Annotated in this window: 19 protein-coding genes; 4 read left to right on the forward strand and 15 right to left on the reverse strand. The window is 59.4% G+C overall.

The genetic code is table 11. The features are described 5' to 3' along the window. Positions 1-289: 289 nt before the first annotated feature. From aceA to ASE98_RS26980, 10 genes are all read right to left on the reverse strand, one after another. Positions 290-1,615 (reverse strand): isocitrate lyase, encoded by a 1,326-nt coding sequence (gene aceA, locus ASE98_RS22745; RefSeq protein WP_034146910.1) that lies wholly within the window; start codon positions 1,613-1,615, stop codon positions 290-292. Between the two features lie 472 nt (positions 1,616-2,087). Then, positions 2,088-2,849: a secretin N-terminal domain-containing protein gene (locus tag ASE98_RS22750; RefSeq protein WP_060543556.1), complete on the reverse strand. Its 762-nt coding sequence runs from the start codon at positions 2,847-2,849 to the stop codon at positions 2,088-2,090. Positions 2,850-3,225: 376 nt separating this feature from the next. Then, on the reverse strand, positions 3,226-3,651 hold the full coding sequence (locus ASE98_RS22755) for a GNAT family N-acetyltransferase (protein WP_060543557.1): 426 nt from the start codon (positions 3,649-3,651) through the stop codon (positions 3,226-3,228). Continuing rightward, a complete protein-coding gene (locus ASE98_RS22760; RefSeq protein WP_060543558.1) occupies positions 3,644-4,813 on the reverse strand; it encodes a ribosomal protein uL16 3-hydroxylase in 1,170 nt (389 codons plus the stop codon). The genes ASE98_RS22755 and ASE98_RS22760 overlap by 8 nt, the downstream gene beginning before the upstream one ends. An 86-nt stretch (positions 4,814-4,899) precedes the next feature. After that, on the reverse strand, positions 4,900-6,270 hold the full coding sequence (purB, locus tag ASE98_RS22765) for an adenylosuccinate lyase (RefSeq protein WP_060543559.1): 1,371 nt from the start codon (positions 6,268-6,270) through the stop codon (positions 4,900-4,902). A gap of 127 nt (positions 6,271-6,397) precedes the next feature. Further along, positions 6,398-7,021: a high frequency lysogenization protein HflD gene (gene hflD / locus ASE98_RS22770; protein WP_060543560.1), complete on the reverse strand. Its 624-nt coding sequence runs from the start codon at positions 7,019-7,021 to the stop codon at positions 6,398-6,400. Then, positions 7,018-8,151, reverse strand: coding sequence for a tRNA 2-thiouridine(34) synthase MnmA (mnmA, locus tag ASE98_RS22775; protein WP_060543561.1), 1,134 nt, complete (start codon positions 8,149-8,151; stop codon positions 7,018-7,020). The genes hflD and mnmA overlap by 4 nt, the downstream gene beginning before the upstream one ends. A gap of 59 nt (positions 8,152-8,210) precedes the next feature. Beyond that, positions 8,211-8,657: an NUDIX hydrolase gene (locus ASE98_RS22780; RefSeq protein ID WP_060543562.1), complete on the reverse strand. Its 447-nt coding sequence runs from the start codon at positions 8,655-8,657 to the stop codon at positions 8,211-8,213. Between the two features lie 199 nt (positions 8,658-8,856). Next, positions 8,857-11,082, reverse strand: a complete 2,226-nt coding sequence (locus ASE98_RS22785; protein ID WP_060543563.1) for an NADP-dependent isocitrate dehydrogenase — start codon at positions 11,080-11,082, stop codon at positions 8,857-8,859. A gap of 327 nt (positions 11,083-11,409) precedes the next feature. Beyond that, entirely contained in the window at positions 11,410-11,577 is a 168-nt protein-coding gene (locus ASE98_RS26980; protein WP_177337000.1) for a hypothetical protein, read from the reverse strand. Here ASE98_RS26980 and icd point away from each other — a divergent pair. Beyond that, positions 11,576-12,832: an NADP-dependent isocitrate dehydrogenase gene (gene icd, locus ASE98_RS22790; RefSeq protein ID WP_060543564.1), complete on the forward strand. Its 1,257-nt coding sequence runs from the start codon at positions 11,576-11,578 to the stop codon at positions 12,830-12,832. The genes ASE98_RS26980 and icd overlap by 2 nt on opposite strands. Positions 12,833-12,911: 79 nt before the next feature. Here icd and cspD read toward each other — a convergent pair whose 3' ends face one another. Further along, positions 12,912-13,178, reverse strand: a complete 267-nt coding sequence (gene cspD, locus ASE98_RS22795; RefSeq protein WP_060543565.1) for a cold shock domain-containing protein CspD — start codon at positions 13,176-13,178, stop codon at positions 12,912-12,914. Between the two features lie 223 nt (positions 13,179-13,401). Between cspD and clpS the strand changes: the two genes are divergently transcribed. Further along, positions 13,402-13,785: an ATP-dependent Clp protease adapter ClpS gene (gene clpS, locus ASE98_RS22800; RefSeq protein WP_020799529.1), complete on the forward strand. Its 384-nt coding sequence runs from the start codon at positions 13,402-13,404 to the stop codon at positions 13,783-13,785. Positions 13,786-13,815: 30 nt separating this feature from the next. Further along, the gene (clpA, locus tag ASE98_RS22805) at positions 13,816-16,086 is read left to right on the forward strand and encodes an ATP-dependent Clp protease ATP-binding subunit ClpA (RefSeq protein WP_060543566.1); all 2,271 of its coding nucleotides are present in this window, start codon (positions 13,816-13,818) and stop codon (positions 16,084-16,086) included. A 246-nt stretch (positions 16,087-16,332) separates the two neighbouring features. On the opposite strand, the gene infA is transcribed toward clpA, so the two are convergent. The 4 genes from infA to trxB all read right to left on the reverse strand — a co-directional run bounded on the left by infA (position 16,333) and on the right by trxB (position 19,130). Further along, complete coding sequence (gene infA, locus ASE98_RS22810; protein ID WP_002553999.1) at positions 16,333-16,551, reverse strand: translation initiation factor IF-1; 219 nt, start codon at positions 16,549-16,551, stop codon at positions 16,333-16,335. A gap of 111 nt (positions 16,552-16,662) precedes the next feature. After that, positions 16,663-17,370: an arginyltransferase gene (locus ASE98_RS22815; protein ID WP_060543567.1), complete on the reverse strand. Its 708-nt coding sequence runs from the start codon at positions 17,368-17,370 to the stop codon at positions 16,663-16,665. A 57-nt stretch (positions 17,371-17,427) separates the two neighbouring features. Continuing rightward, positions 17,428-18,108 (reverse strand): leucyl/phenylalanyl-tRNA--protein transferase, encoded by a 681-nt coding sequence (aat, locus tag ASE98_RS22820; protein WP_060543568.1) that lies wholly within the window; start codon positions 18,106-18,108, stop codon positions 17,428-17,430. A 62-nt stretch (positions 18,109-18,170) separates the two neighbouring features. Then, on the reverse strand, positions 18,171-19,130 hold the full coding sequence (gene trxB, locus ASE98_RS22825; RefSeq protein WP_060543569.1) for a thioredoxin-disulfide reductase: 960 nt from the start codon (positions 19,128-19,130) through the stop codon (positions 18,171-18,173). Between the two features lie 306 nt (positions 19,131-19,436). Between trxB and ASE98_RS22830 the strand changes: the two genes are divergently transcribed. After that, positions 19,437-21,848, forward strand: a complete 2,412-nt coding sequence (locus ASE98_RS22830) for a DNA translocase FtsK (RefSeq protein WP_060543570.1) — start codon at positions 19,437-19,439, stop codon at positions 21,846-21,848. Positions 21,849-21,879 lie beyond the last annotated feature (31 nt).

Below are 21,879 nucleotides of genomic sequence, written 5' to 3' on the forward strand. Positions count from 1 at the left end.
TTTAAAGTGTTTAACTGGTTTATGGTGGGGAAGTTGTCTTACATGCGCATAACTGTAGGAGCTGTCGAGTGAAACGAGGCTGCGATCTTTTGATTTTTTACAAGCAAGATCAAAAGATCGCAGCCTCGTTTCACGAGACAGCTCCTGCGGTGAGGTATGGATGCAGGGTTTGTGGTGTTTGAGGAGTCGCAGGCAAAAAAAACGCCCCGAACCAGTCGGGGCGTCAGATGTGCAGCGCTGCGGTTAGCTTTTCAGTCGGTCCGCAGCGGCCGTGTACTCAAGAAGCAGATCAGTGGAACTGTTCTTCTTCAGTCGAACCGGTCAGCGCGGTGACCGAAGACGAGCCGCCCTGGATCACGGTGGTCATGTCGTCGAAGTAGCCGGTGCCCACTTCCTGCTGGTGAGCCACGAAGGTGTAGCCCTTCGAAGCGTCAGCGAATTCCTGCTCTTGCAGCTTCACGTAGGCAGTCATGTCGTTGCGGGCGTAGTCGTGCGCCAGGTTGAACATGCTGTGCCACATGTTGTGAATGCCGGCCAGGGTGATGAACTGGTGCTTGTAGCCCATGGCGGACAGTTCGCGCTGGAACTTGGCGATGGTCGCGTCGTCCAGGTTTTTCTTCCAGTTGAAAGAAGGCGAGCAGTTGTAGGACAGCAGTTGGTCCGGGTATTCCTTTTTGATCGCTTCAGCGAAGCGACGAGCCTCGTCCAGGTCTGGCTTGGCGGTTTCGCACCAGATCAGGTCGGCGTACGGAGCGTAAGCCAGGCCGCGAGCGATCGCCTGGTCCAGGCCAGCGCGCACTTTGTAGAAGCCTTCCTGGGTACGTTCGCCAGTCACGAATGGCTGGTCGTACGGGTCGCAGTCGGAAGTCAGCAGGTCGGCGGCGTTAGCGTCGGTACGAGCCAGGATGATGGTCGGAGTACCGGCAACGTCAGCCGCCAGACGGGCAGCGGTCAGCTTCTGTACGGCTTCCTGGGTAGGAACCAGTACCTTGCCGCCCATGTGGCCGCATTTCTTCACGGAAGCCAGTTGGTCTTCGAAGTGAACGCCGGCGGCGCCTGCTTCGATCATGCTCTTCATCAGCTCGTAGGCGTTCAGTACGCCGCCGAAACCGGCTTCGGCGTCAGCCACGATAGGTGCGAAGTAGTCGATGTAGCCGTCGTCGCCCGGGTTCTTGCCGGCTTTCCACTGGATCTGGTCGGCGCGACGGAACGAGTTGTTGATGCGCTTGACCACGGTTGGAACCGAGTCCACCGGGTACAGCGACTGGTCCGGGTACATCGATTCTGCGGAGTTGTTGTCCGCAGCAACCTGCCAGCCCGACAGGTAGATCGCCTGGATACCGGCTTTAACTTGTTGTACAGCCTGGCCGCCGGTCAGGGCGCCCATGCAGTTGACGAAATCTTTCTCAGGACGGAAGGCTGGCTTGGCACCCTGGGTCACCAGGTTCCACAGCTTCTCGGCGCCCATTTTTGCAAAGGTGTGCTCAGGTTGAACCGAGCCACGCAGACGGACGACGTCAGCAGCGGAGTAAGTGCGTGTCACGCCTTTCCAGCGCGGGTTTTCAGCCCAGTCTTTTTCGAGGGCTGCAATTTGCTGTTCGCGTGTCAGTGCCATGGAGATAAACCTCGTCGCGTCTTTATGAAAAGTTGTTCTGCGGTGGAAAATTCCTGCGCTCGCTGACCAGAAGCTCAATGGTTCGGTCGGATTCGGCGGGGCTGACGACGGGGTGGACGATGACTCGGGGGGGGAAGAGAGCAGGTAGAGGCGAACTGCGGGCGCATTCGGGCATCGTGGGCCTTGGTACGAACATCAGTGTGCTGCCGGGTTACCTATTAGCTTCCGTCCCTCGGGACAACTTCGTTCCAGTCGGCAACCTCGTCAAACACACCTTGTGGGCGGTACAGACACGAAGCGGATCGCGGGGTAGCTGCGAGACATCGCTTCGAAGGCCCTTGCCAGGGCCCCTGGTTAGCGGGAGCGAGGCCATCATGCCTTTGCTTTTTTGGCGCGTCAAACGTTTTGTAGTGCTTTTTTTCAGGCACTACATTTTTCTGTGAATGCGACTCGCCAGTCAGTTTTTGGGACGTTAGTCCAAAGTGTCGACTTTCACCCGCACAGTCATGTCATTGCGGCTCTGAGTCGCGTAGTTGCGGGTCATGCCCTGTTTGTCGGCCTGCGTCTGGCCATTCATGCCGGCCAGCAGGATCCATTCACCCAGGCGCCCGGTGACTGTCGTGTCGGTACTTTGCACGTTCACTACATCGGGACGTTCCTGGCTCATGCGGTCACGATTGGTACTGATCGACAGGTGAACGATGTCACCGGTGACGCTGGCGGTGACGTAGAAGCCCTGGGTGACGTTGCGGTATTCGGTCTGGCTGCGCAGGTCGCCGTAGGAGTCGGTCTGGCTGCTGGTCAGCGGAATGCTTTGGCCGACCTGGATCAGCGCCGGCGCGCCTTCACTGGCCTGGATTTGCTGGATGCCACCGTCGCGGCTGTCGGTGCCATAGCTGATGATCCGGGTCTTGCCCGGTTTGGCGCCGTTCACCGAATAACCCTGACCACCCTGAACGTTGTTTTCGTTGGTGTCGACAGTGATCAGCAGGCGTTTTGGGGCGGTGTCGAGTTGGCTGAGAAGGGCTTTAAGTTCGTCGATCTTGCGCTGATCGGCGTTGACAATGAGCTGATTGCCGTAGGCGCTGACCTGGCCGTCCTTGCCGATATAGTCTTGGGCGACCGGCAGCATGTCGGCGCTGGTGTGATATTTCAGCGGCACGATTTCCGTGGCTGCCATGACCGAAAAGCTGCTGGCTACCAACAGTGTGGTGAGCAGGGTGCGTAGGGACATATCCGTTATCTCCGCAATCAAAGGCTTGATGTTGCCAGTTTGTCGGCCTGGCGGGGCGGTAGTTGAATCCTAGACGGCAAAACGCCCCGGCATCTGAAGATGACGAGGCGTTTTGATGGTGTTCACATATTGCTTTTGTGGCGAGGGGGCTTGCCCCCGTTGGGCTGCGCAGCGGCCCTGAAAATACTGGGGCCGCTGCGCGACCCAGCGGGGGCAAGCCCCCTCGCCACAGAAGCCCTCTAGGCACACAAGCCCTCCATGACAAAAAGGCCCTCTATGACACAGAAGCCCTCTATGGCACACAAGCCTTCTGAGGCACACAAGCCCTCCATGACAAAGAGGCCCGCCATGACGCAGGGCCTCTTCATCACAGGGTTCAGGCCGAATGGCGAACCATGTCCACATGAGGAATCCCGGCTTCCAGGAACTCCTCGCTGACCATGCGAAAGCCCAGGCGCTCATAGAACGCCGTGGCCTGCACCTGGGCGCTGAGCATCTGCTGCTTGAGCCCGCGCTTCTCGGCTTCACCGATCACTGCATGCATCAGTGCATCGCCGACTTTCAGGCCGCGCCAGTCCTTGAGTACCGATACCCGGCCAACGTGCCCGTCGGGCAGCAAGCGGGCGGTACCGATCGGAAAGTCGCCTTCGAACGCCAGGAAATGCACGGCGGTCGCGTCATCGGCGTCCCATTCCAGCTCGGGTGGCACGCATTGCTCGGCGACGAACACCGTCTCACGAATGCGCCGGATCTCGGCGTTGTCCTTTTGCCAGTCTGCGACACTTACGTGAATCTTATTCATCGGCGAACCCCAGGCTTCCTTGCTTGACCAGTTCGCACAGCAGGCTGCGGCCGTCTTCGTCGCTCAGCCAGGCGCCGAGGTTGTCGATGTGCAGCGCGTCGGCGGCGCAGATCATCTTCAACAGTTCGCGCAACTTGCCCGGCAGGTAGCGGCTCTGGCCGCTGGCGAACAGCAGCAGGTCGTCGTCGACTTCCGACCAGGCCAGGCGTGCGCTCGGGTTGCGGATCAGTACGGCGCCTTCTTCCAGTGCGCTGAGTACGTCGTCTTCTTCCAGATCTTCCGGCCCGACCACCAGTTCCGGGTAGCGCGGTTCGGTCATGAACTGGCCGAACCAGGTCAGCAGCAGGCGCTCGTCGCTCATGTGTTCGGCCAGCAGGCCTTTCAAGCGGTCGAGGGCGTCATGCTGGATCTGGTGCGGATCCGCCACCGGCAGGGCGTCGGCGTCGGTGTAGCGCTCTTCATCCGGCAGGAACTGGCTAAGGAAATCGGTGAAGTGGGTCAGTACTTCAGCGGCGCTCGGTGCGCGGAAACCAACCGAATAGGTCAGGCAGTCATCGACTGCAACGCCGCAGTGGGCCAGGCGCGGCGGCAGGTACAGCATGTCGCCCGGTTCCAGGACCCACTCATCGGTGGCTTCGAAGTCGGCGAGGATGCGCAGGTCGGCATGCTGCAGCAGGGCGCTATCGGAATCGCACATCTGGCCGATCTTCCAGTTGCGCTTGCCATGGCCTTGCAGCAGGAACACGTCGTAGTTGTCGAAGTGCGGACCCACGCTGCCACCCGGGGCGGCGAAGCTGATCATCACGTCGTCGATGCGCCAGCTCGGCAGGAAGCGGAAATGTTCGAGCAGTTCGCTGACTTCCGGTACGAACTGGTCCACGGCTTGAACCAGCAGGGTCCACTCTCGCTCCGGCAATTTGCTGAATTCGTCTTCGGCAAACGGACCGCGGCGCAATTCCCACGGGCGTTCGCCGTTTTCGATGATCAGACGCGATTCGACTTCTTCTTCCAGTGCCAGGCCGGCCAGTTCGTCGGCGTCGATCGGGCTTTCGAAATCAGGAATTGCCTGACGGATCAGCAGTGGTTTTTTCTGCCAGTAGTCGCGCAGGAATTCCCGTGCCGTGATACCGCCGAGAAGTTGCAGAGGAGTGTCAGGATTCATGTGTAACCTATTGAAAAAATGCACTTTTCATACGGGAATAAAAACGCCCGGCGCTGCCGGGCGTCTCAAAGGGGTCTTGCGGTCGATCAGATACGTTTGGCTTGCTCTACAGCGTTACCGATGTAGTTCGCCGGGGTGAGCAACTTCAGCTCTGCCTTGGCGGCGGCCGGCATGTCCAGGCCGTCGATGAAAGTCTGCAACGCTTCCGGGCTGATGCCCTTGCCGCGGGTCAATTCTTTCAGCTTCTCGTACGGGTTTTCGATGTTGTAGCGGCGCATCACGGTCTGGATCGGCTCGGCCAGGACTTCCCAGCAGGCGTCCAGGTCAGCGGCGATTTTCTGCTCGTTGAGCTCCAGCTTGCTGATGCCCTTGAGGCTGGCTTCGTACGCGATCACGCTGTGGGCGAAGCCGACACCGAGGTTGCGCAGTACGGTGGAGTCGGTCAGGTCGCGCTGCCAGCGGGAGATCGGCAGCTTGCTCGCCAGGTGCTGGAAAAGCGCGTTGGCGATGCCCAGGTTGCCTTCGGAGTTTTCGAAGTCGATCGGGTTGACCTTGTGCGGCATGGTCGACGAGCCGATTTCGCCAGCGATGGTGCGTTGCTTGAAATAACCCAGGGAGATGTAGCCCCAGATGTCGCGGTCGAAGTCGATCAGGATGGTGTTGAAGCGTGCGATCGCGTCGAACAGCTCGGCGATGTAGTCGTGCGGTTCGATCTGCGTGGTGTACGGGTTGAAGCCCAGACCCAGCTCGTCTTCGATGAAGGCGCGGGCGTTGGCTTCCCAGTCGATCTCGGGGTAGGCCGACAGGTGGGCGTTGTAGTTGCCGACAGCGCCGTTGATCTTGCCCAGCAGCGGAACGGCAGCGACCTGAGCGATCTGGCGCTCCAGGCGGTAAACCACGTTGGCCAGTTCTTTGCCCAGGGTGGTCGGCGAGGCCGGTTGGCCGTGGGTGCGCGACAGCATCGGCACGTCGGCGAAACGGATGGCCAGTTCGCGGATGGCGTTGGCGGTCTGGCGCATCAGCGGCAGCATCACATCATCACGGCCTTCGCGCAGCATCAGGGCGTGGGACAGGTTGTTGATGTCCTCGCTGGTGCAGGCAAAGTGGATGAATTCGCTGACCTTGGCCAGTTCCGGCAGCTTGGCCGCCTGCTCCTTGAGCAGGTATTCGATGGCTTTGACGTCGTGGTTGGTGGTGCGCTCGATCTCTTTGACGCGCTCGGCATGCTCCAGAGAGAAGTTTTCCGCCAAGGTGTTCAACACCGCGTTGGCTTGCGCGGAGAACGCCGGCACTTCGCTGATGGCAGGGTGAGCGGCCAGGCGCTGGAGCCAGCGCACTTCAACCAGGACACGGGCACGGATCAGGCCGTACTCGCTGAAAATTGGGCGCAGGGCCTGGGTTTTGCCGGCGTAGCGGCCGTCAACAGGGGAAACCGCAGTGAGCGAAGAAAGCTGCATGGGGTGTTCTCGGACAGTCGGGCAACGAAATGGGGCGCGTATCATACATGAAAAAATCCGCCGGTCCGTCGCCAACTGACCGGCGTATTACGCGTTACAGATTACAAAAGCATGTTGCGGGCGCGGTTCAGCTGCTGCGCATCAGCGGATAAAGCTCTTTGAGCAGCTTGCGCCGGCTGACCACCAGCTGCCAGCGATGCCCGCCCAGCTGCCGCCACAGGCGTGCCGAACGGATACCGGCGAGCAGCAGGGCGCGAATTTTCGAGGCATTGCTCGGTTGTTGCAGGTTACGCATGTCGCCGTGCACCTGGATGCGTTGGCGCAAGGTGCTCAGGGTATCCTGGTACAGCGCGCCACAGGCGGCGATCACGTTTTCGTGAGCCGGGCCAAAGTGTTCGACCTGGGACTGGATTTGCGGCAGGCGCTTACCGATCACGTCGAGCATGTCGCCGCGCTTGGCCAACTGACGCTCCAGGCCAAGCATGGCCAGGGCATAACGCAAGGGTTCGCGCTGCAGGGCGCTTGGATCGCGTTCGAGGGCGCCGATCAAGGCACGATAGCCTTCGCGCAGATTGATATCGTCGCCGCCGTAGACTTCCAGGGTGTCCTTGGGATCGCGAATCAACAGGCTACCCAGCATGCAGGTCAGGCCGGCTTCGTTGGTCTGGCCGGTCTTGGCGATCTTGTCGACCAGCACGGCGGCGAGAAACACGCCGCCCAGCGCCGTCAGTTGTTCCTGGGTGGGAGTCATTGCGCCTGGCCTTTACTGGTCCATGGCTCTGCCACTTCAATGACGCCGCCGCCCAGGCAGATTTCGCCGTCGTAGAACACCACGGACTGGCCCGGGGTGACTGCGCGCTGCGGGTCATCGAAAGTCGCACGGTAACCGGTGGCGGTCTTTTCCAGGGTGCAGGGCTGGTCGCTCTGGCGATAGCGGACCTTGGCGGTCAGCCTGCGCGGCTGGCTCAGGTCGATCGGGTTGACCCAATAGATGTCCGAAGCGAGCAGGGCGCGGGAGAACAGCCAGGGGTGATCATTGCCCTGGCCGACGATCAGCTCGTTGTGTTCCAGGTCCTTGATCAATACGTACCACGGCTCGTCACTGGCGTCTTTCAAGCCGCCGATGCCCAGGCCCTGGCGCTGGCCGATGGTGTGGTACATCAGGCCGTGGTGACGGCCGATGATCTCGCCTTCGGTGGTCTTGATCTCGCCCGGCTGGGCCGGCAGGTACTGCTTGAGGAAGTCACTGAAGCGGCGCTCGCCGATAAAGCAGATTCCGGTGGAGTCCTTTTTCTTCGCGGTCGCCAGTTCGTATTTCTCGGCAATCGCGCGCACTTCGGGTTTTTCCAGTTCGCCGACCGGGAACAGGGTCTTGGCGATCTGCTCGCCGCCGACGGCGTGCAGGAAGTAGCTCTGGTCCTTGTTCGCGTCCAGGCCCTTGAGCAGTTCGGTGCGGCCGTCGATGTCGCGGCGACGCACGTAGTGACCGGTGGCAATCAGGTCGGCGCCAAGCATCATGGCGTAGTCGAGGAACGCCTTGAACTTGATCTCGCGGTTGCACAGGATATCCGGGTTCGGCGTGCGGCCGGCCTTGTATTCGGCCAGGAAGTGCTCGAACACGTTATCCCAGTACTCGGCGGCGAAGTTGGCGGTGTGCAGCTTGATGCCAATCTTGTCGCACACGGCCTGGGCGTCCGCCAGATCATCCATGGCGGTGCAGTATTCGGTTCCGTCGTCTTCTTCCCAGTTCTTCATGAACAGGCCTTCCACCTCATATCCCTGCTCGATCAGCAGAAGGGCGGAAACGGAAGAGTCCACGCCGCCGGACATGCCGACAATGACGCGCTTCTTTTGTGTGTCAGAAGGGGCTGGATCACGCATAGGGATTCAATGAGTGTCTTGAAAAAGGACGAGATTCTAACAGGCTCAAGCCTGCAAGGCTAAAGAGAAGGACGGATCAGTTCGAGGCCGAAGTGATGGCCGGCCAGGTAATCGTCGATGCAGCGGATGATCAGCTCGCTGCGCCAATGGTCGCGCTGCTCGATTAATTCGTCGCGGGTCAGCCACTTGGCGCCGACGATGCCGTCGTCCAGTTGGTAATCGGGGCGGTGTTGCAGCGGTTTGGCGATGAAGCAGACTCGCTGATAAGTCACGCCGTTGCTTGGGGCGGTGTAGAGATAAATTCCCACCACGCCGGTGGCTTCGACGTCCCAGCCGGTTTCTTCGAGGGTTTCGCGTACGGCGGCTTCGGTCAGGGTTTCATTCGGATCCAGATGGCCGGCAGGCTGATTGAGCACCACACGTCCGTGCTTGAGTTCCTCGACCATCAGGAAGCGGCCGTTGTCTTCGACGATGGTGGCGACGGTGATGTGGGGTTTCCAGTCCATGAAGTTTCCTCAAATTCTGAATATTGAAACACGGTCAATGTGGGAGCGGGCTTGCTCGCGAAAGCGGCGGTTCAGTCAATGGAGATGTTCAATGATAAACCGCATTCGCGAGCAAGCCCGCTCCCACATTGGATCTTTGGTGGGGCCAAAAACACAAACCCCGGCACATGGCCGGGGTTTGTGATGTTCCCTTACAACCTTAAACCAACGCTGCAACCGCTGCGTTGAAGGTTGCGCTCGGGCGCATGGCCTTGCTGATCAGCTCGGCACTGGCGTGGTAGTAACCGCCGATGTCCACTGGCTTGCCCTGAACGGCGTTGAGCTCGGCAACGATGGTTGCTTCGTTCTCGGTCAGGGTCTTGGCCAGGGTCGCGAACTGCGCTTGCAGTGCAGTGTCTTCGGTCTGGGCAGCCAGGGCCTGAGCCCAGTACAGCGCCAGGTAGAAGTGGCTGCCGCGGTTGTCGATGTTCCCGACTTTACGCGATGGCGACTTGTTGTTGTCCAGGAACTGGCCGGTGGCCTGATCCAGGGTCTTGGCCAGAACCAGCGCCTTCGGGTTGTTGTAAGTAACACCCAGGTGCTCGAGGGACGCGGCCAGAGCGAGGAACTCGCCCAGGGAGTCCCAGCGCAGGAAGTTCTCTTCCAGCAGTTGCTGAACGTGTTTCGGAGCCGAACCACCGGCGCCGGTTTCGAACAGGCCACCGCCATTCATCAGCGGCACGATCGACAGCATCTTGGCGCTGGTGCCCAGTTCCATGATCGGGAACAGGTCGGTCAGGTAGTCGCGCAGTACGTTGCCGGTCACCGAAATGGTGTCCTTGCCTTCGCGAGTGCGCTGCAGGGTGTACTTCATTGCATCGACTGGGGCCATGATCTGGATGTCCAGGCCGGCGGTGTCGTGATCCTTCAGGTAAGCCTGAACTTTCTCGATCACCACGCCGTCGTGGGCGCGCATCGGGTCCAGCCAGAAAATGGCCGGTGTGCTGCTTGCGCGGGCACGGTTGACGGCCAGCTTGACCCAGTCCTGGATCGGCGCGTCTTTGGTCTGGCACATGCGGAAGATGTCACCGGCTTCAACAGCCTGTTCCATCAGCAGGGTGCCTTTGCTGTCGGTCACACGAACCACGCCGTCAGCCTTGATCTGGAAGGTCTTGTCGTGGGAGCCATACTCTTCGGCTTTCTTCGCCATCAGGCCAACGTTCGGCACGCTGCCCATGGTGGTCGGATCGAAGGCGCCATTGGCGATGCAGTCAGCGATCACAGCCTGGTAGATAGTGGCGTAGCAACGGTCCGGGATCACCGCCTTGGTGTCGTGCAGCTGGCCGTCGGTGCCCCACATCTTGCCGGAGTCACGGATCATGGCCGGCATCGAGGCGTCGACGATAACGTCGCTCGGCACGTGCAGGTTGGTGATGCCTTTGTCGGAGTTGACCATGGCCAGCGACGGACGAGCAGCGTAGACCGCCTGGATGTCGGCTTCGATGGCTGCTTGCTGCTCGGCCGGCAAGGCCTTGATGCGAGCGTACAGGTCGCCGATGCCGTTGTTCAGGTTAAAGCCGATCTGTGCCAGCACGTCAGCGTGCTTGGCCAGTGCGTCTTTATAGAACTCGGCAACGATCTGGCCGAACATGATCGGGTCGGAGACCTTCATCATGGTGGCTTTGAGGTGAACCGACAGCAGTACGCCATTAGCCTTGGCGTCTTCGATTTCAGCGGCGATGAAGTTACGCAGGGCGTTTTTGCTCATCACGGCGCAGTCGAGGATCTCGCCAGCCTGAACGCTGGTCTTTGCCTTCAGGACGGTGGTCGTGCCGTCTTGAGCGATCAATTCGATTTTCACGGCGTCAGCGGCGTCGATCAGGGCGGCTTTTTCGCTGCCGTAGAAATCACCGGTGCTCATGTGCGCGACGTGGGACTTGGAGTCCTTGGCCCAGGCGCCCATCTTGTGCGGGTGCTTGCGAGCGTAGTTCTTCACCGACAGCGGGGCGCGACGGTCGGAGTTGCCTTCGCGCAGAACCGGGTTCACGGCGCTGCCCTTGACCTTGTCGTAGCGCGCCTTGACGTCTTTGTCGGCGTCGCAGGTGACGGTTTCCGGGTAGTCCGGCAGTGCGTAGCCCTGAGCTTGCAGCTCTTTGATCGCGGCTTGCAGTTGCGGTACCGAGGCGCTGATGTTCGGCAATTTGATGATGTTGGCTTCAGGCGTAACGGCCAGGTCGCCCAGTTCGGCGAGGTGGTCGGCTACGGCTTTGTCACCCAGTTGCTCGGGGAAGCTGGCCAGGATGCGTCCTGCAAGAGAGATATCGCGGGTTTCCACGGCGATATCAGCCGAGGCGGTGAAAGCCTCTACGATAGGCAACAGTGAATAGGTGGCGAGGGCAGGAGCTTCGTCGGTGAAGGTATAGATGATCTTCGAGCGGGTGGGCATATTCGGATTAACTCTCTCTTCTTTGCTAAAGCGTGCGCAGAAACTCGAGGGGCGCCGGGTAAGCGCGTTCGTTCAAAGTCATCCATGAGCCGAATATCGAGATTTCGTTGCTGTGATGTTGGGTGCATCAGTAGGGCGTCAAGTGGCCGGGATGCTGTAGCAGGCCGGCTTGCCGGGCGGAAACTGTCGTCGTAGAGCCGTTCCGCCGTCGTGACCCTTTAGTCAGCGGCCGCATTATACATAGGTAGCTGGCATTCTGCCGATGCTTCAGATGCAATGATTCTCGTCCATTGGTCTAAAGGTCGCAGGAGCGGGGCCGGTGCAAGGTCAATGCTTATCCCGGGTTTTGGCATTTTTGCCTTTGCTTTCAAGCTTGTAGTGCGCCCGTTGCAAGGCTTTACCGCAGATGACAGGAACATAGGGTTTGCGCGCCGATTTAACTGGGTTACGCTCGAACCAAGCCAGATGTTCAATCCAATCAATGGAGTTCAGCATGGGTTACAAGAAGATTCAGGTTCCAGCTGTCGGCGACAAAATCACCGTCAATGCAGACCATTCTCTCAATGTTCCGAATAACCCGATCATTCCCTTCATCGAAGGCGACGGTATTGGCGTTGATATCAGCCCCGTCATGATCAAGGTTGTCGATGCTGCCGTTAAAAAGGCCTACGGCGACGAGCGCAAGATTTCCTGGATGGAAGTGTACGCCGGGGAAAAAGCGACCCAGGTTTACGATCAGGACACCTGGCTGCCTCAGGAAACCCTGGACGCAGTCAAGGATTACGTGGTTTCGATCAAGGGCCCGCTGACCACTCCGGTCGGTGGCGGCATCCGTTCGTTGAACGTTGCACTGCGCCAGCAACTGGACCTGTACGTCTGCCTGCGTCCGGTGCGCTGGTTCGAAGGCGTGCCGAGCCCGGTCAAGAAGCCAGGCGACGTCGACATGACGATCTTCCGTGAGAACTCCGAAGACATCTACGCCGGTATTGAATGGAAGGCCGGCTCGCCGGAGGCGACCAAGGTCATCAAGTTCCTTAAAGAGGAAATGGGCGTCACCAAGATCCGTTTCGATGAAAACTGCGGTATCGGCGTCAAGCCGGTGTCCCTGGAAGGCACCAAGCGTCTGGCGCGCAAGGCGCTGCAGTATGTGGTCGACAACGACCGCGACTCGCTGACCATCGTGCACAAAGGCAACATCATGAAGTTCACCGAAGGTGCCTTCAAGGAGTGGGCCTACGAAGTGGCGGCTGAAGAGTTCGGCGCGACCCTGCTCGACGGTGGCCCGTGGATGCAGTTCAAGAACCCGAAAACCGGCAAGAACGTTGTCGTCAAGGATGCCATCGCCGACGCCATGCTCCAGCAGATCCTGCTGCGCCCGGCTGAATACGATGTCATCGCGACCCTGAACCTCAACGGCGACTACCTCTCCGACGCCCTGGCGGCGGAAGTGGGCGGTATCGGTATTGCGCCGGGCGCCAACCTGTCCGACACCGTGGCCATGTTCGAAGCCACCCACGGTACTGCACCGAAATACGCGGGCAAGGACCAGGTCAACCCGGGTTCGCTGATCCTGTCGGCAGAAATGATGCTGCGTCACATGGGCTGGACCGAAGCGGCCGACCTGATCATCAAGGGCACCAACGGGGCGATTTCCGCCAAGACCGTGACCTATGACTTCGAGCGCTTGATGGATGGAGCCAAGCTGGTTTCTTCCTCCGGCTTCGGCGATGCGCTGATCTCGCACATGTAAGCGAGCGGCAGTCATGCAAAAAACCGCCCGGCTCAATCGAGCCGGGCGGTTTTTTTATGACTGGGATGACGGTGTGGTCTTAAGCCGTAACGGTCTGTTGTGCAGCGGGTGCCGTGGAATTCAGGCTGTCCACGGGGTTGCCGATGTTGACTGCGTGCAGGCCCTTGGGCCCCTGGATAATCTCGAATACAACAGCTTGACCGGCTTTCAGGGTTTTATAGCCATCCATCTGGATGGCGGAAAAGTGGGCAAACAGATCGTCTGTGTTGCCGTCTTCATTTATGAAACCGTAACCCTTGGCGTTGTTGAACCATTTGACCTTGCCGCTGACCTTGACGCCTGACATACCAACTCCCTCTGCAACAGACTCCATCACTGGAGTATCATCCAGTACATCCGCAGTCGTATCTGAAAATAAGATTGACTCCGCGGACCTTTTTTACCCACTGTGGGCTCTATTGGTTGTAACACCGTTTTGCCGATAGTCAAGCAGACCCGGCACTCGGAGTTGAAAACGCTGATAGCCGCCCCCACCACTGTAATTGAACAACAGACGAACCTTTCTTTCCATGCATGCAATCAGCCAGATTCGACTAACATTCAATCAGGATCGCCCGACTCTCCAGAAGGATCGCCCGGAGGAACACGACGACGATTCCGCAGGCATTGCTGTTCAGGAGGCCAAGCCTGCTTTACAGGCACCGCCGATGTACAAGGTGGTTTTGTTCAATGATGACTACACACCGATGGATTTCGTCGTCGAAGTGCTCGAGGTGTTTTTTAACCTGAATCGCGAGCTGGCGACCAAGGTCATGCTGGCCGTCCACACAGAAGGGCGGGCAGTATGTGGAGTGTTTACCCGGGACATCGCCGAGACCAAGGCCATGCAGGTCAACCAGTACGCCAGGGAAAGCCAGCATCCGCTACTCTGTGAAATCGAGAAGGACGGTTAATCGCCGGACACTTGGGTATGAGGTGAAGCTATGTTAAACCGCGAGCTCGAAGTCACCCTCAATCTTGCCTTCAAGGAAGCACGCTCGAAGCGTCATGAATTCATGACCGTCGAGCATCTCCTGCTGGCCCTATTGGACAATGAGGCTGCCGCCACCGTTTTGCGTGCGTGCGGCGCGAACCTCGACAAACTCAAGCATGACCTGCAGGAGTTCATCGACTCCACCACGCCACTGATCCCCGTTCATGACGAGGACCGCGAAACCCAGCCAACCCTGGGCTTCCAGCGTGTACTGCAGCGTGCCGTGTTTCACGTACAGAGCTCGGGCAAACGCGAAGTGACTGGCGCCAACGTGCTGGTCGCGATCTTCAGTGAGCAAGAGAGTCAGGCAGTGTTCCTGCTTAAACAGCAGAGCGTTGCGCGCATCGATGTCGTCAACTATATCGCCCATGGCATTTCCAAGGTGCCGGGGCATGGCGATCACTCTGAAGGTGAGCAGGATATGCAGGACGACGAGGGCGGTGAATCTTCTTCCTCGGGCAATCCTCTGGATGCTTATGCCAGCAACCTCAACGAACTCGCGCGCCAGGGTCGGATCGATCCACTGGTGGGGCGCGAACTGGAAGTCGAACGCGTAGCGCAGATCCTGGCGCGTCGGCGCAAGAACAATCCGCTGCTGGTTGGCGAGGCGGGCGTGGGTAAAACCGCGATTGCCGAAGGCCTGGCCAAGCGCATCGTCGACAACCAGGTGCCGGACCTGCTGGCCAACAGCGTGGTGTATTCCCTTGACCTGGGAGCCTTGCTGGCCGGTACCAAATACCGCGGTGATTTCGAGAAGCGCTTCAAGGCGTTGCTCAATGAACTGAAAAAACGCCCGCAGGCGATCCTGTTCATCGACGAAATCCACACCATCATTGGTGCCGGTGCCGCCTCTGGCGGTGTCATGGACGCCTCGAACCTGCTCAAGCCGTTGCTGTCGTCGGGTGATATCCGTTGCATCGGCTCGACCACGTTCCAGGAATTTCGCGGAATCTTCGAGAAGGACCGTGCCCTGGCCCGGCGTTTCCAGAAGGTCGATGTGTCCGAGCCTTCGGTGGAAGACACCATCGGCATCCTGCGCGGCCTGAAGGGGCGCTTCGAGTCCCATCACAATATCGAATACAGTGATGAGGCCTTGCGCGCCGCTGCCGAACTGGCTTCGCGCTATATCAATGACCGGCACATGCCGGACAAGGCCATCGATGTCATCGACGAGGCGGGTGCCTATCAGCGCCTGCAGCCCGTGGAAATGCGCGTCAAGCGCATTGAAGTGCCGCAAGTCGAGGATATCGTCGCGAAAATTGCGCGAATTCCGCCAAAACACGTCACCAGTTCCGACAAGGAACTGCTGCGTAACCTTGAGCGTGACCTGAAGCTGACCGTGTTCGGTCAGGACGCGGCGATCGACTCGCTGGCAACCGCGATCAAATTGTCGCGCGCTGGCCTGAAGTCGCCTGACAAGCCTGTCGGTTCGTTCCTGTTCGCAGGGCCGACCGGTGTCGGTAAAACCGAAGCGGCGCGTCAACTGGCCAAGGCGCTGGGCGTCGAGCTGATTCGCTTCGACATGTCCGAGTACATGGAGCGCCACACCGTATCGCGTCTGATCGGTGCGCCTCCGGGTTATGTCGGGTTCGATCAGGGCGGTCTGCTGACCGAAGCCATCACCAAGCAGCCACACTGCGTGCTGTTGCTCGATGAAATCGAGAAGGCGCATCCGGAAGTCTTCAACCTGCTGCTGCAGGTCATGGACCACGGTACCCTGACCGATAACAACGGGCGCAAGGCGGATTTCCGTAACGTGATCGTCATCATGACGACCAACGCCGGTGCCGAAACCGCAGCCCGAGCTTCGATCGGTTTCACGTTCCAGGATCACTCGTCCGACGCGATGGAAGTGATCAAGAAGAGCTTCACGCCAGAGTTCCGCAACCGTCTGGATACCATTATCCAGTTTGGTCGCCTCAGTCATGAGGTCATCAAGAGCGTGGTGGACAAGTTCCTCACCGAGCTTCAGGCGCAGTTGGAAGACAAGCGTGTGTTGCTGGAAGTCACCGATGCCGCCCGCAGCTGGCTGGCAGCCGGTGGTTACGACTCGGCCATGGGCGCTCGTCCGATGGCTCGCCTGATCCAGGACAAGATCAAGCGTCCGCTGGCGGAGGAGATCCTCTTTGGCGAACTGGCCGAACACGGCGGTGTGGTACACATCGACATCAAGGACGGCGAGCTGACCTTCGAGTTCGAGACCACGGCCGAGATGGCTTGACGTTAAGCCGCAACAAAACAGAAAGGCGCCGAAAGGCGCCTTTTTGCTGTGTGCCGATTTTCAGGATTCACACATACCCCTGTGGGAGCGGGCTTGCTCGCGAAAGCGGTGGGTCAGTCAACATCGATGGTGAATGTCAGGCCGCCTTCGCGAGCAAGCCCGCTCCCACATTGGCCTGGTGTGCTGCATCAAATCCCAGGCAAACAAAAACGCCCGGCATAGGCCGGGCGTCTTGTATTGACTTGATTAACGGGCGCGGTAAGTGATGCGCCCTTTGCTCAAGTCATAGGGAGTCAGCTCTACGCGCACTTTGTCGCCGGTAAGAATACGGATGTAGTTCTTGCGCATCTTGCCGGAGATGTGCGCGGTTACGACGTGCCCATTTTCCAACTCCACACGAAACATGGTGTTGGGCAGGGTGTCGACGACAGTGCCTTCCATTTCGAAGCTGTCTTCTTTCGACATGCAGTAAAGCCCTCGGTGTCCAATGAATGGCCCGGTGCAACTGCGCCAGGCAAAAGCGGCGTGCATTGTGCCCGAAAAGTGGGGTTCAAGCCAAGGGGTTTAGGGAATGCTCTAGTTCAGAACCACCCAGCGCTGGTTAATCAGCAGCTCGATAGGGCGATATTGAGTCTTGTAGCTCATTTTTTTGCAGTTTTTTATCCAGTAGCCAAGGTAGACGGCTTCCAGTTCCAGGCGGCGGGTCTCGGCGATTTGCCACAGGATCGCGAAACGTCCCAGGCTGCGGCGTTCTTCGGCGGGTTCGTAGAAGGTATAGACCGCCGACAAACCGTTGGGCAGTAAATCGGTGACGGCAACCGCGAGCAACTGGCCGTTCAGGCGGAATTCGTAAAATCGGGAGAACGGCAGGTCGCGTACCAGGAAGGTCGAAAACTGATCGCGGCTCGGCGGGTACATATCGCCATCGGCGTGGCGTTGCTCGATATAGCGCTGATAAAGGTCGAAGTACTCTTCGCTGTACCCCGGCTTGGCCGGGCGTACCTGCAGATCCGCGTTGCGCTTGAGGATGCGTTTCTGCTGGCGGTTCGGTGTGAATTGAGCCACGGGAATGCGCGCCGGAACGCACGCATTGCAATGCTGGCAATGCGGTCGGTAGAGATGATCGCCGCTGCGACGAAACCCCATCTCCGACAGGTCTGCGTAGACATGCACATCCATGGGCTGGCTAGGGTCCAGGAACAGGGTGGTGGCCTGCTCCTCGGGCAGGTAACTGCAAGAGTGCGGCTGAGTGGCATAGAACTTCAGACGCGCCAACTCGGTCATGATCAACCCTCGGGAATAAGCTTTTGATTAAGTGTAAGCCACGGCGGCAAAAGTCGCTCAGCAAACCCAGGTGGCACCATTGGGTTGATCCAGATGCCTGGCAAGGTAGGCGGCGAATTCGCGGCGGGGAATCGCCCGGGCGCCCAGGCTGTGCAGGTGATCGGTGGGCATCTGGCAGTCGATCAGGACAAAGCCTGAGTCTTGCAGATGCCGCACCAGGGTGGCAAAGCCGAATTTCGAGGCATTGTCGGCGAGGCTGAACATCGACTCGCCAAAAAACAGCTGTCCCATCGCCAGTCCGTACAGCCCGCCGACCAGTTCGTCCTGGTCCCAGACTTCCACCGAATGCGCATGACCACGCCTGTGCAGCTCTATGTAGGCGTCCTGCATGGCGTCGGTGATCCAGGTGCCGTCGGCGTATTCCCGTGGCGCGGCGCAGGCGCGGATGACGGCGGCAAAGTCCTGGTCGAAGGTCACTTGATAGCGTTGTTGGCGCAGCAGCTTGTTCAGGCTGCGCGAGACGTGCAGTTCGTCAGGAAACAGTACCGTGCGCGGGTCGGGCGACCACCAGAGAATCGGCTGGCCTTCGGAAAACCACGGAAAGCAACCATGGCGATAGGCGTTGATCAGCCTGTCGGCGGACAAATCACCACCGGCAGCCAGCAGCCCGTTGGGGTCGCGCATGGCTTTTTCCAGTGGTGGAAAGTTCAGGGAGTTGCGTTGTAACCAAGTCAGCATGGCATCCGGGCTTGCAGAAGGGGAGGGCAGTGGCGGGTGTTGTCCCGCCGTTGAGTTTGCCTTCAAATGACAGGAATGTCGTCCAGGTATTTCTCGGCGTCCAGTGCGGCCATACAGCCCGCGCCGGCAGAGGTCACGGCCTGGCGATAGACGTGATCGGCCACGTCGCCCGCAGCAAACACGCCGGCAATGGCGGTGGCGGTGGCATCGCCTTCGCTGCCACCCTTGACCAGCAGATAGCCGTCGCGCATCTCCAGCTGGCCGACGAACAGGTCGGTATTGGGTTTGTGGCCGATGGCTATAAACACCCCGGCCAGCGACAATTCGCTGGTTGCGCCAGTGTGGCTGTCACGCAAGCGGGCACCGGTGACGCCACTGGAGTCACCGAGCACTTCGTCCAGGTTCTGGTTCCAGTGCAGGCGGATATTGCCGTTGGCGGCCTTCTCGAAGAGTTTGTCCTGGAGAATTTTCTCCGAGCGCAACTTGTCGCGGCGATGGATGAGATGCACTTCCCTGGCGATGTTCGACAGGTAAAGGGCTTCCTCGACCGCCGTGTTGCCGCCGCCAACGACGGCCACTACCTGATTTCGATAGAAGAAGCCGTCACAGGTGGCGCAGGCGGAAACGCCTTTGCCGGCAAAGGTTTCTTCAGAGGGCAGGCCCAAATACTGCGCCGAAGCGCCGGTGGCAATGATCAGCGCGTCGCAGGTGTACGTGCCGCCGTCTCCGGTCAGCTCGAAGGGGCGTTGTTGCAACTTGGCGGTATGGATGTGGTCGTAAACGATCTCTGTGGCAAAGCGCTCGGCGTGTTTTTGCATGCGCTCCATCAGCACCGGACCGGTCAGGCCTTCGACGTCGCCCGGCCAGTTATCGACTTCAACGGTGGTGGTGAGCTGGCCTCCTGCCTGTATGCCGGTGATGACGACCGGTTTGAGGTTGGCGCGGGCGGCATACACGGCCGCACTGTAACCGGCAGGGCCGGAACCCAGAATGATCAGGCGGGAATGCTTCGCTGTGCTCATAAAAACACCTCATAAGCCTTTGTCACAAAAGAGAATGCATGCTCAAATTGAACTGCATGTCATGTGCTGTTGACTATGCTACACCCAAGGGTCGCAAACATGGCGTCGCACGCACAAACCCGTACAATGCCTCGCTATCAGGGCATTTGTATTAAAAAGCAGTGCATACCGTGTTTATAAAAACCGCTGTGCAGTGTTAAAAGTAGTCCCGGTTACGCATCGCAACTTTTTTACCTGCCTGGATTGGGCAGTTTTTTATAGTCAATCAACAGATGGACGCGCCGTTGGCGCAGGAATAGAAGCGTTTTGAAGAAATCCACCGTAGCACCCAAACCAGCCGTCGTTCCGCTCTGGCGCCAACATCTGCACTACCGACTCAAGGAAGGTGCACTGATCGCCATCGGCGCCCTGTGCCTGTTCCTGATGATGGCCCTGTTGACCTATGGCAAGGATGATCCGGGCTGGAGCCACAACAGCAAGATCGACGACGTGCAGAACTTCGGCGGGCCTGCGGGCTCCTACAGCGCCGATATCCTGTTCATGGTGCTGGGCTACTTCGCCTACATCTTCCCGTTGCTGCTGGCGATCAAGACGTATCAGATCTTTCGTCAGCGTCACGAACCGTGGCAGTGGAGCGGCTGGCTGTTCTCCTGGCGCCTGATCGGCCTGGTGTTCCTGGTGCTCTCGGGTGCGGCGCTGGCGCATATCCATTTCCACGCGGCAACCGGTCTGCCGGCCGGTGCCGGTGGTGCACTGGGTGAAAGCCTCGGCGACCTGGCCAGGACCGCCCTGAACATCCAGGGCAGCACGCTGTTGTTCATCGCCTTGTTCCTGTTCGGCCTGACGGTGTTCACCGATCTGTCGTGGTTCAAGGTGATGGACCTTACCGGCAAGATCACCCTGGACCTGTTCGAACTGTTCCAGGGCGCCGCCAATCGCTGGTGGGCCGCCCGTGCCGAACGCAAGCAACTGGTCGCCCAGTTGCGAGAGGTTGATGACCGTGTGCATGACGTGGTCGCACCGACCGTCACCGACAAGCGCGAACAGGCCAAGGTCAAGGAACGCCTGATCGAGCGTGAGCAGGCCCTGAGCAAGCACATGTCCGAACGCGAAAAGCAGGTGCCGCCGGTGATTGCCCCGGCTCCGGTCAAGCCGGCCGCGCCAAGCAAACGTGTGGAAAAAGAGAAACAGGCGCCGCTGTTCGTCGACAGCGCCGTGGAAGGCACCTTGCCGCCAATCTCGATTCTCGACCCGGCGGAAAAGAAACAACTCAATTATTCGCCTGAATCCCTGGCTGCGGTCGGCCATCTGCTGGAAATCAAGCTCAAGGAATTCGGTGTCGAAGTCGCGGTTGACTCGATTCACCCGGGCCCGGTGATTACCCGTTACGAAATCCAGCCGGCGGCAGGGGTCAAGGTCAGCCGTATCTCCAACCTGGCCAAGGACCTGGCACGTTCCCTGGCCGTGACCAGCGTGCGCGTGGTGGAAGTGATTCCCGGCAAGACTACGGTGGGTATCGAGATCCCCAACGAAGACCGGCAGATCGTGCGCTTCTCCGAGGTACTGTCGACCCCCGAGTACGACAACTTCAAGTCCCCGGTCACACTGGCCTTGGGCCATGATATCGGCGGCAAGCCGGTGATTACCGACCTTGCGAAGATGCCCCACCTGCTGGTGGCCGGTACCACCGGTTCCGGTAAGTCGGTGGGTGTGAACGCGATGATCCTGTCGATCCTGTTCAAGTCCGGCCCGGAAGACGCCAAGCTGATCATGATCGACCCGAAAATGCTTGAATTGTCGATCTACGAAGGCATTCCGCACCTGTTGTGCCCGGTGGTCACCGACATGAAGGACGCGGCCAACGCCCTGCGCTGGAGCGTTGCCGAGATGGAGCGGCGCTACAAGCTGATGGCGAAGATGGGCGTGCGTAACCTGTCCGGCTTCAACGCCAAGGTCAAGGAAGCCCAGGACGCCGGCGAGCCGTTGAGCGATCCGCTGTACAAGCGCGAAAGCATCCACGACGAAGCACCGCTGCTGCAAAAGCTGCCGACCATCGTGGTGGTGGTGGACGAATTCGCCGACATGATGATGATCGTCGGCAAGAAGGTTGAAGAGCTGATCGCCCGTATCGCCCAGAAAGCCCGAGCCGCCGGTATCCACTTGATCCTCGCGACCCAGCGGCCGTCGGTGGACGTGATCACCGGTCTGATCAAGGCCAACATTCCGACCCGCATGGCGTTCCAGGTATCGAGCAAGATCGACTCGCGGACCATCATCGACCAGGGTGGCGCCGAACAACTGCTGGGCCACGGTGACATGTTGTACATGCCGCCGGGCACCAGCCTGCCGATCCGTGTGCACGGTGCATTCGTGTCCGACGACGAGGTTCACCGCGTGGTGGAAGCCTGGAAGTTGCGTGGTGCGCCGGAGTATAACGACGACATTCTCAACGGTGTCGAAGAGGCCGGCAGTGGCTTCGAAGGCAGCAGCGGCGGTGGCGATGGCGACGATCCTGAGGCTGACGCGCTGTACGACGAAGCGGTGCAGTTCGTTCTTGAAAGTCGTCGCGCGTCCATCTCCGCGGTACAGCGCAAGCTGAAGATCGGCTACAACCGCGCTGCGCGCATGATCGAAGCCATGGAAATGGCCGGGGTCGTGACCTCCATGAACACCAACGGTTCGCGTGAAGTCCTGGCCCCCGGCCCGGTGCGCGACTGACCTGATATTGAAGGGCAGGTGTCTTCAGGCA

It is taken from the genome of Pseudomonas sp. Leaf48, assembly GCF_001421885.1.
GTDB lineage: Bacteria > Pseudomonadota > Gammaproteobacteria > Pseudomonadales > Pseudomonadaceae > Aquipseudomonas.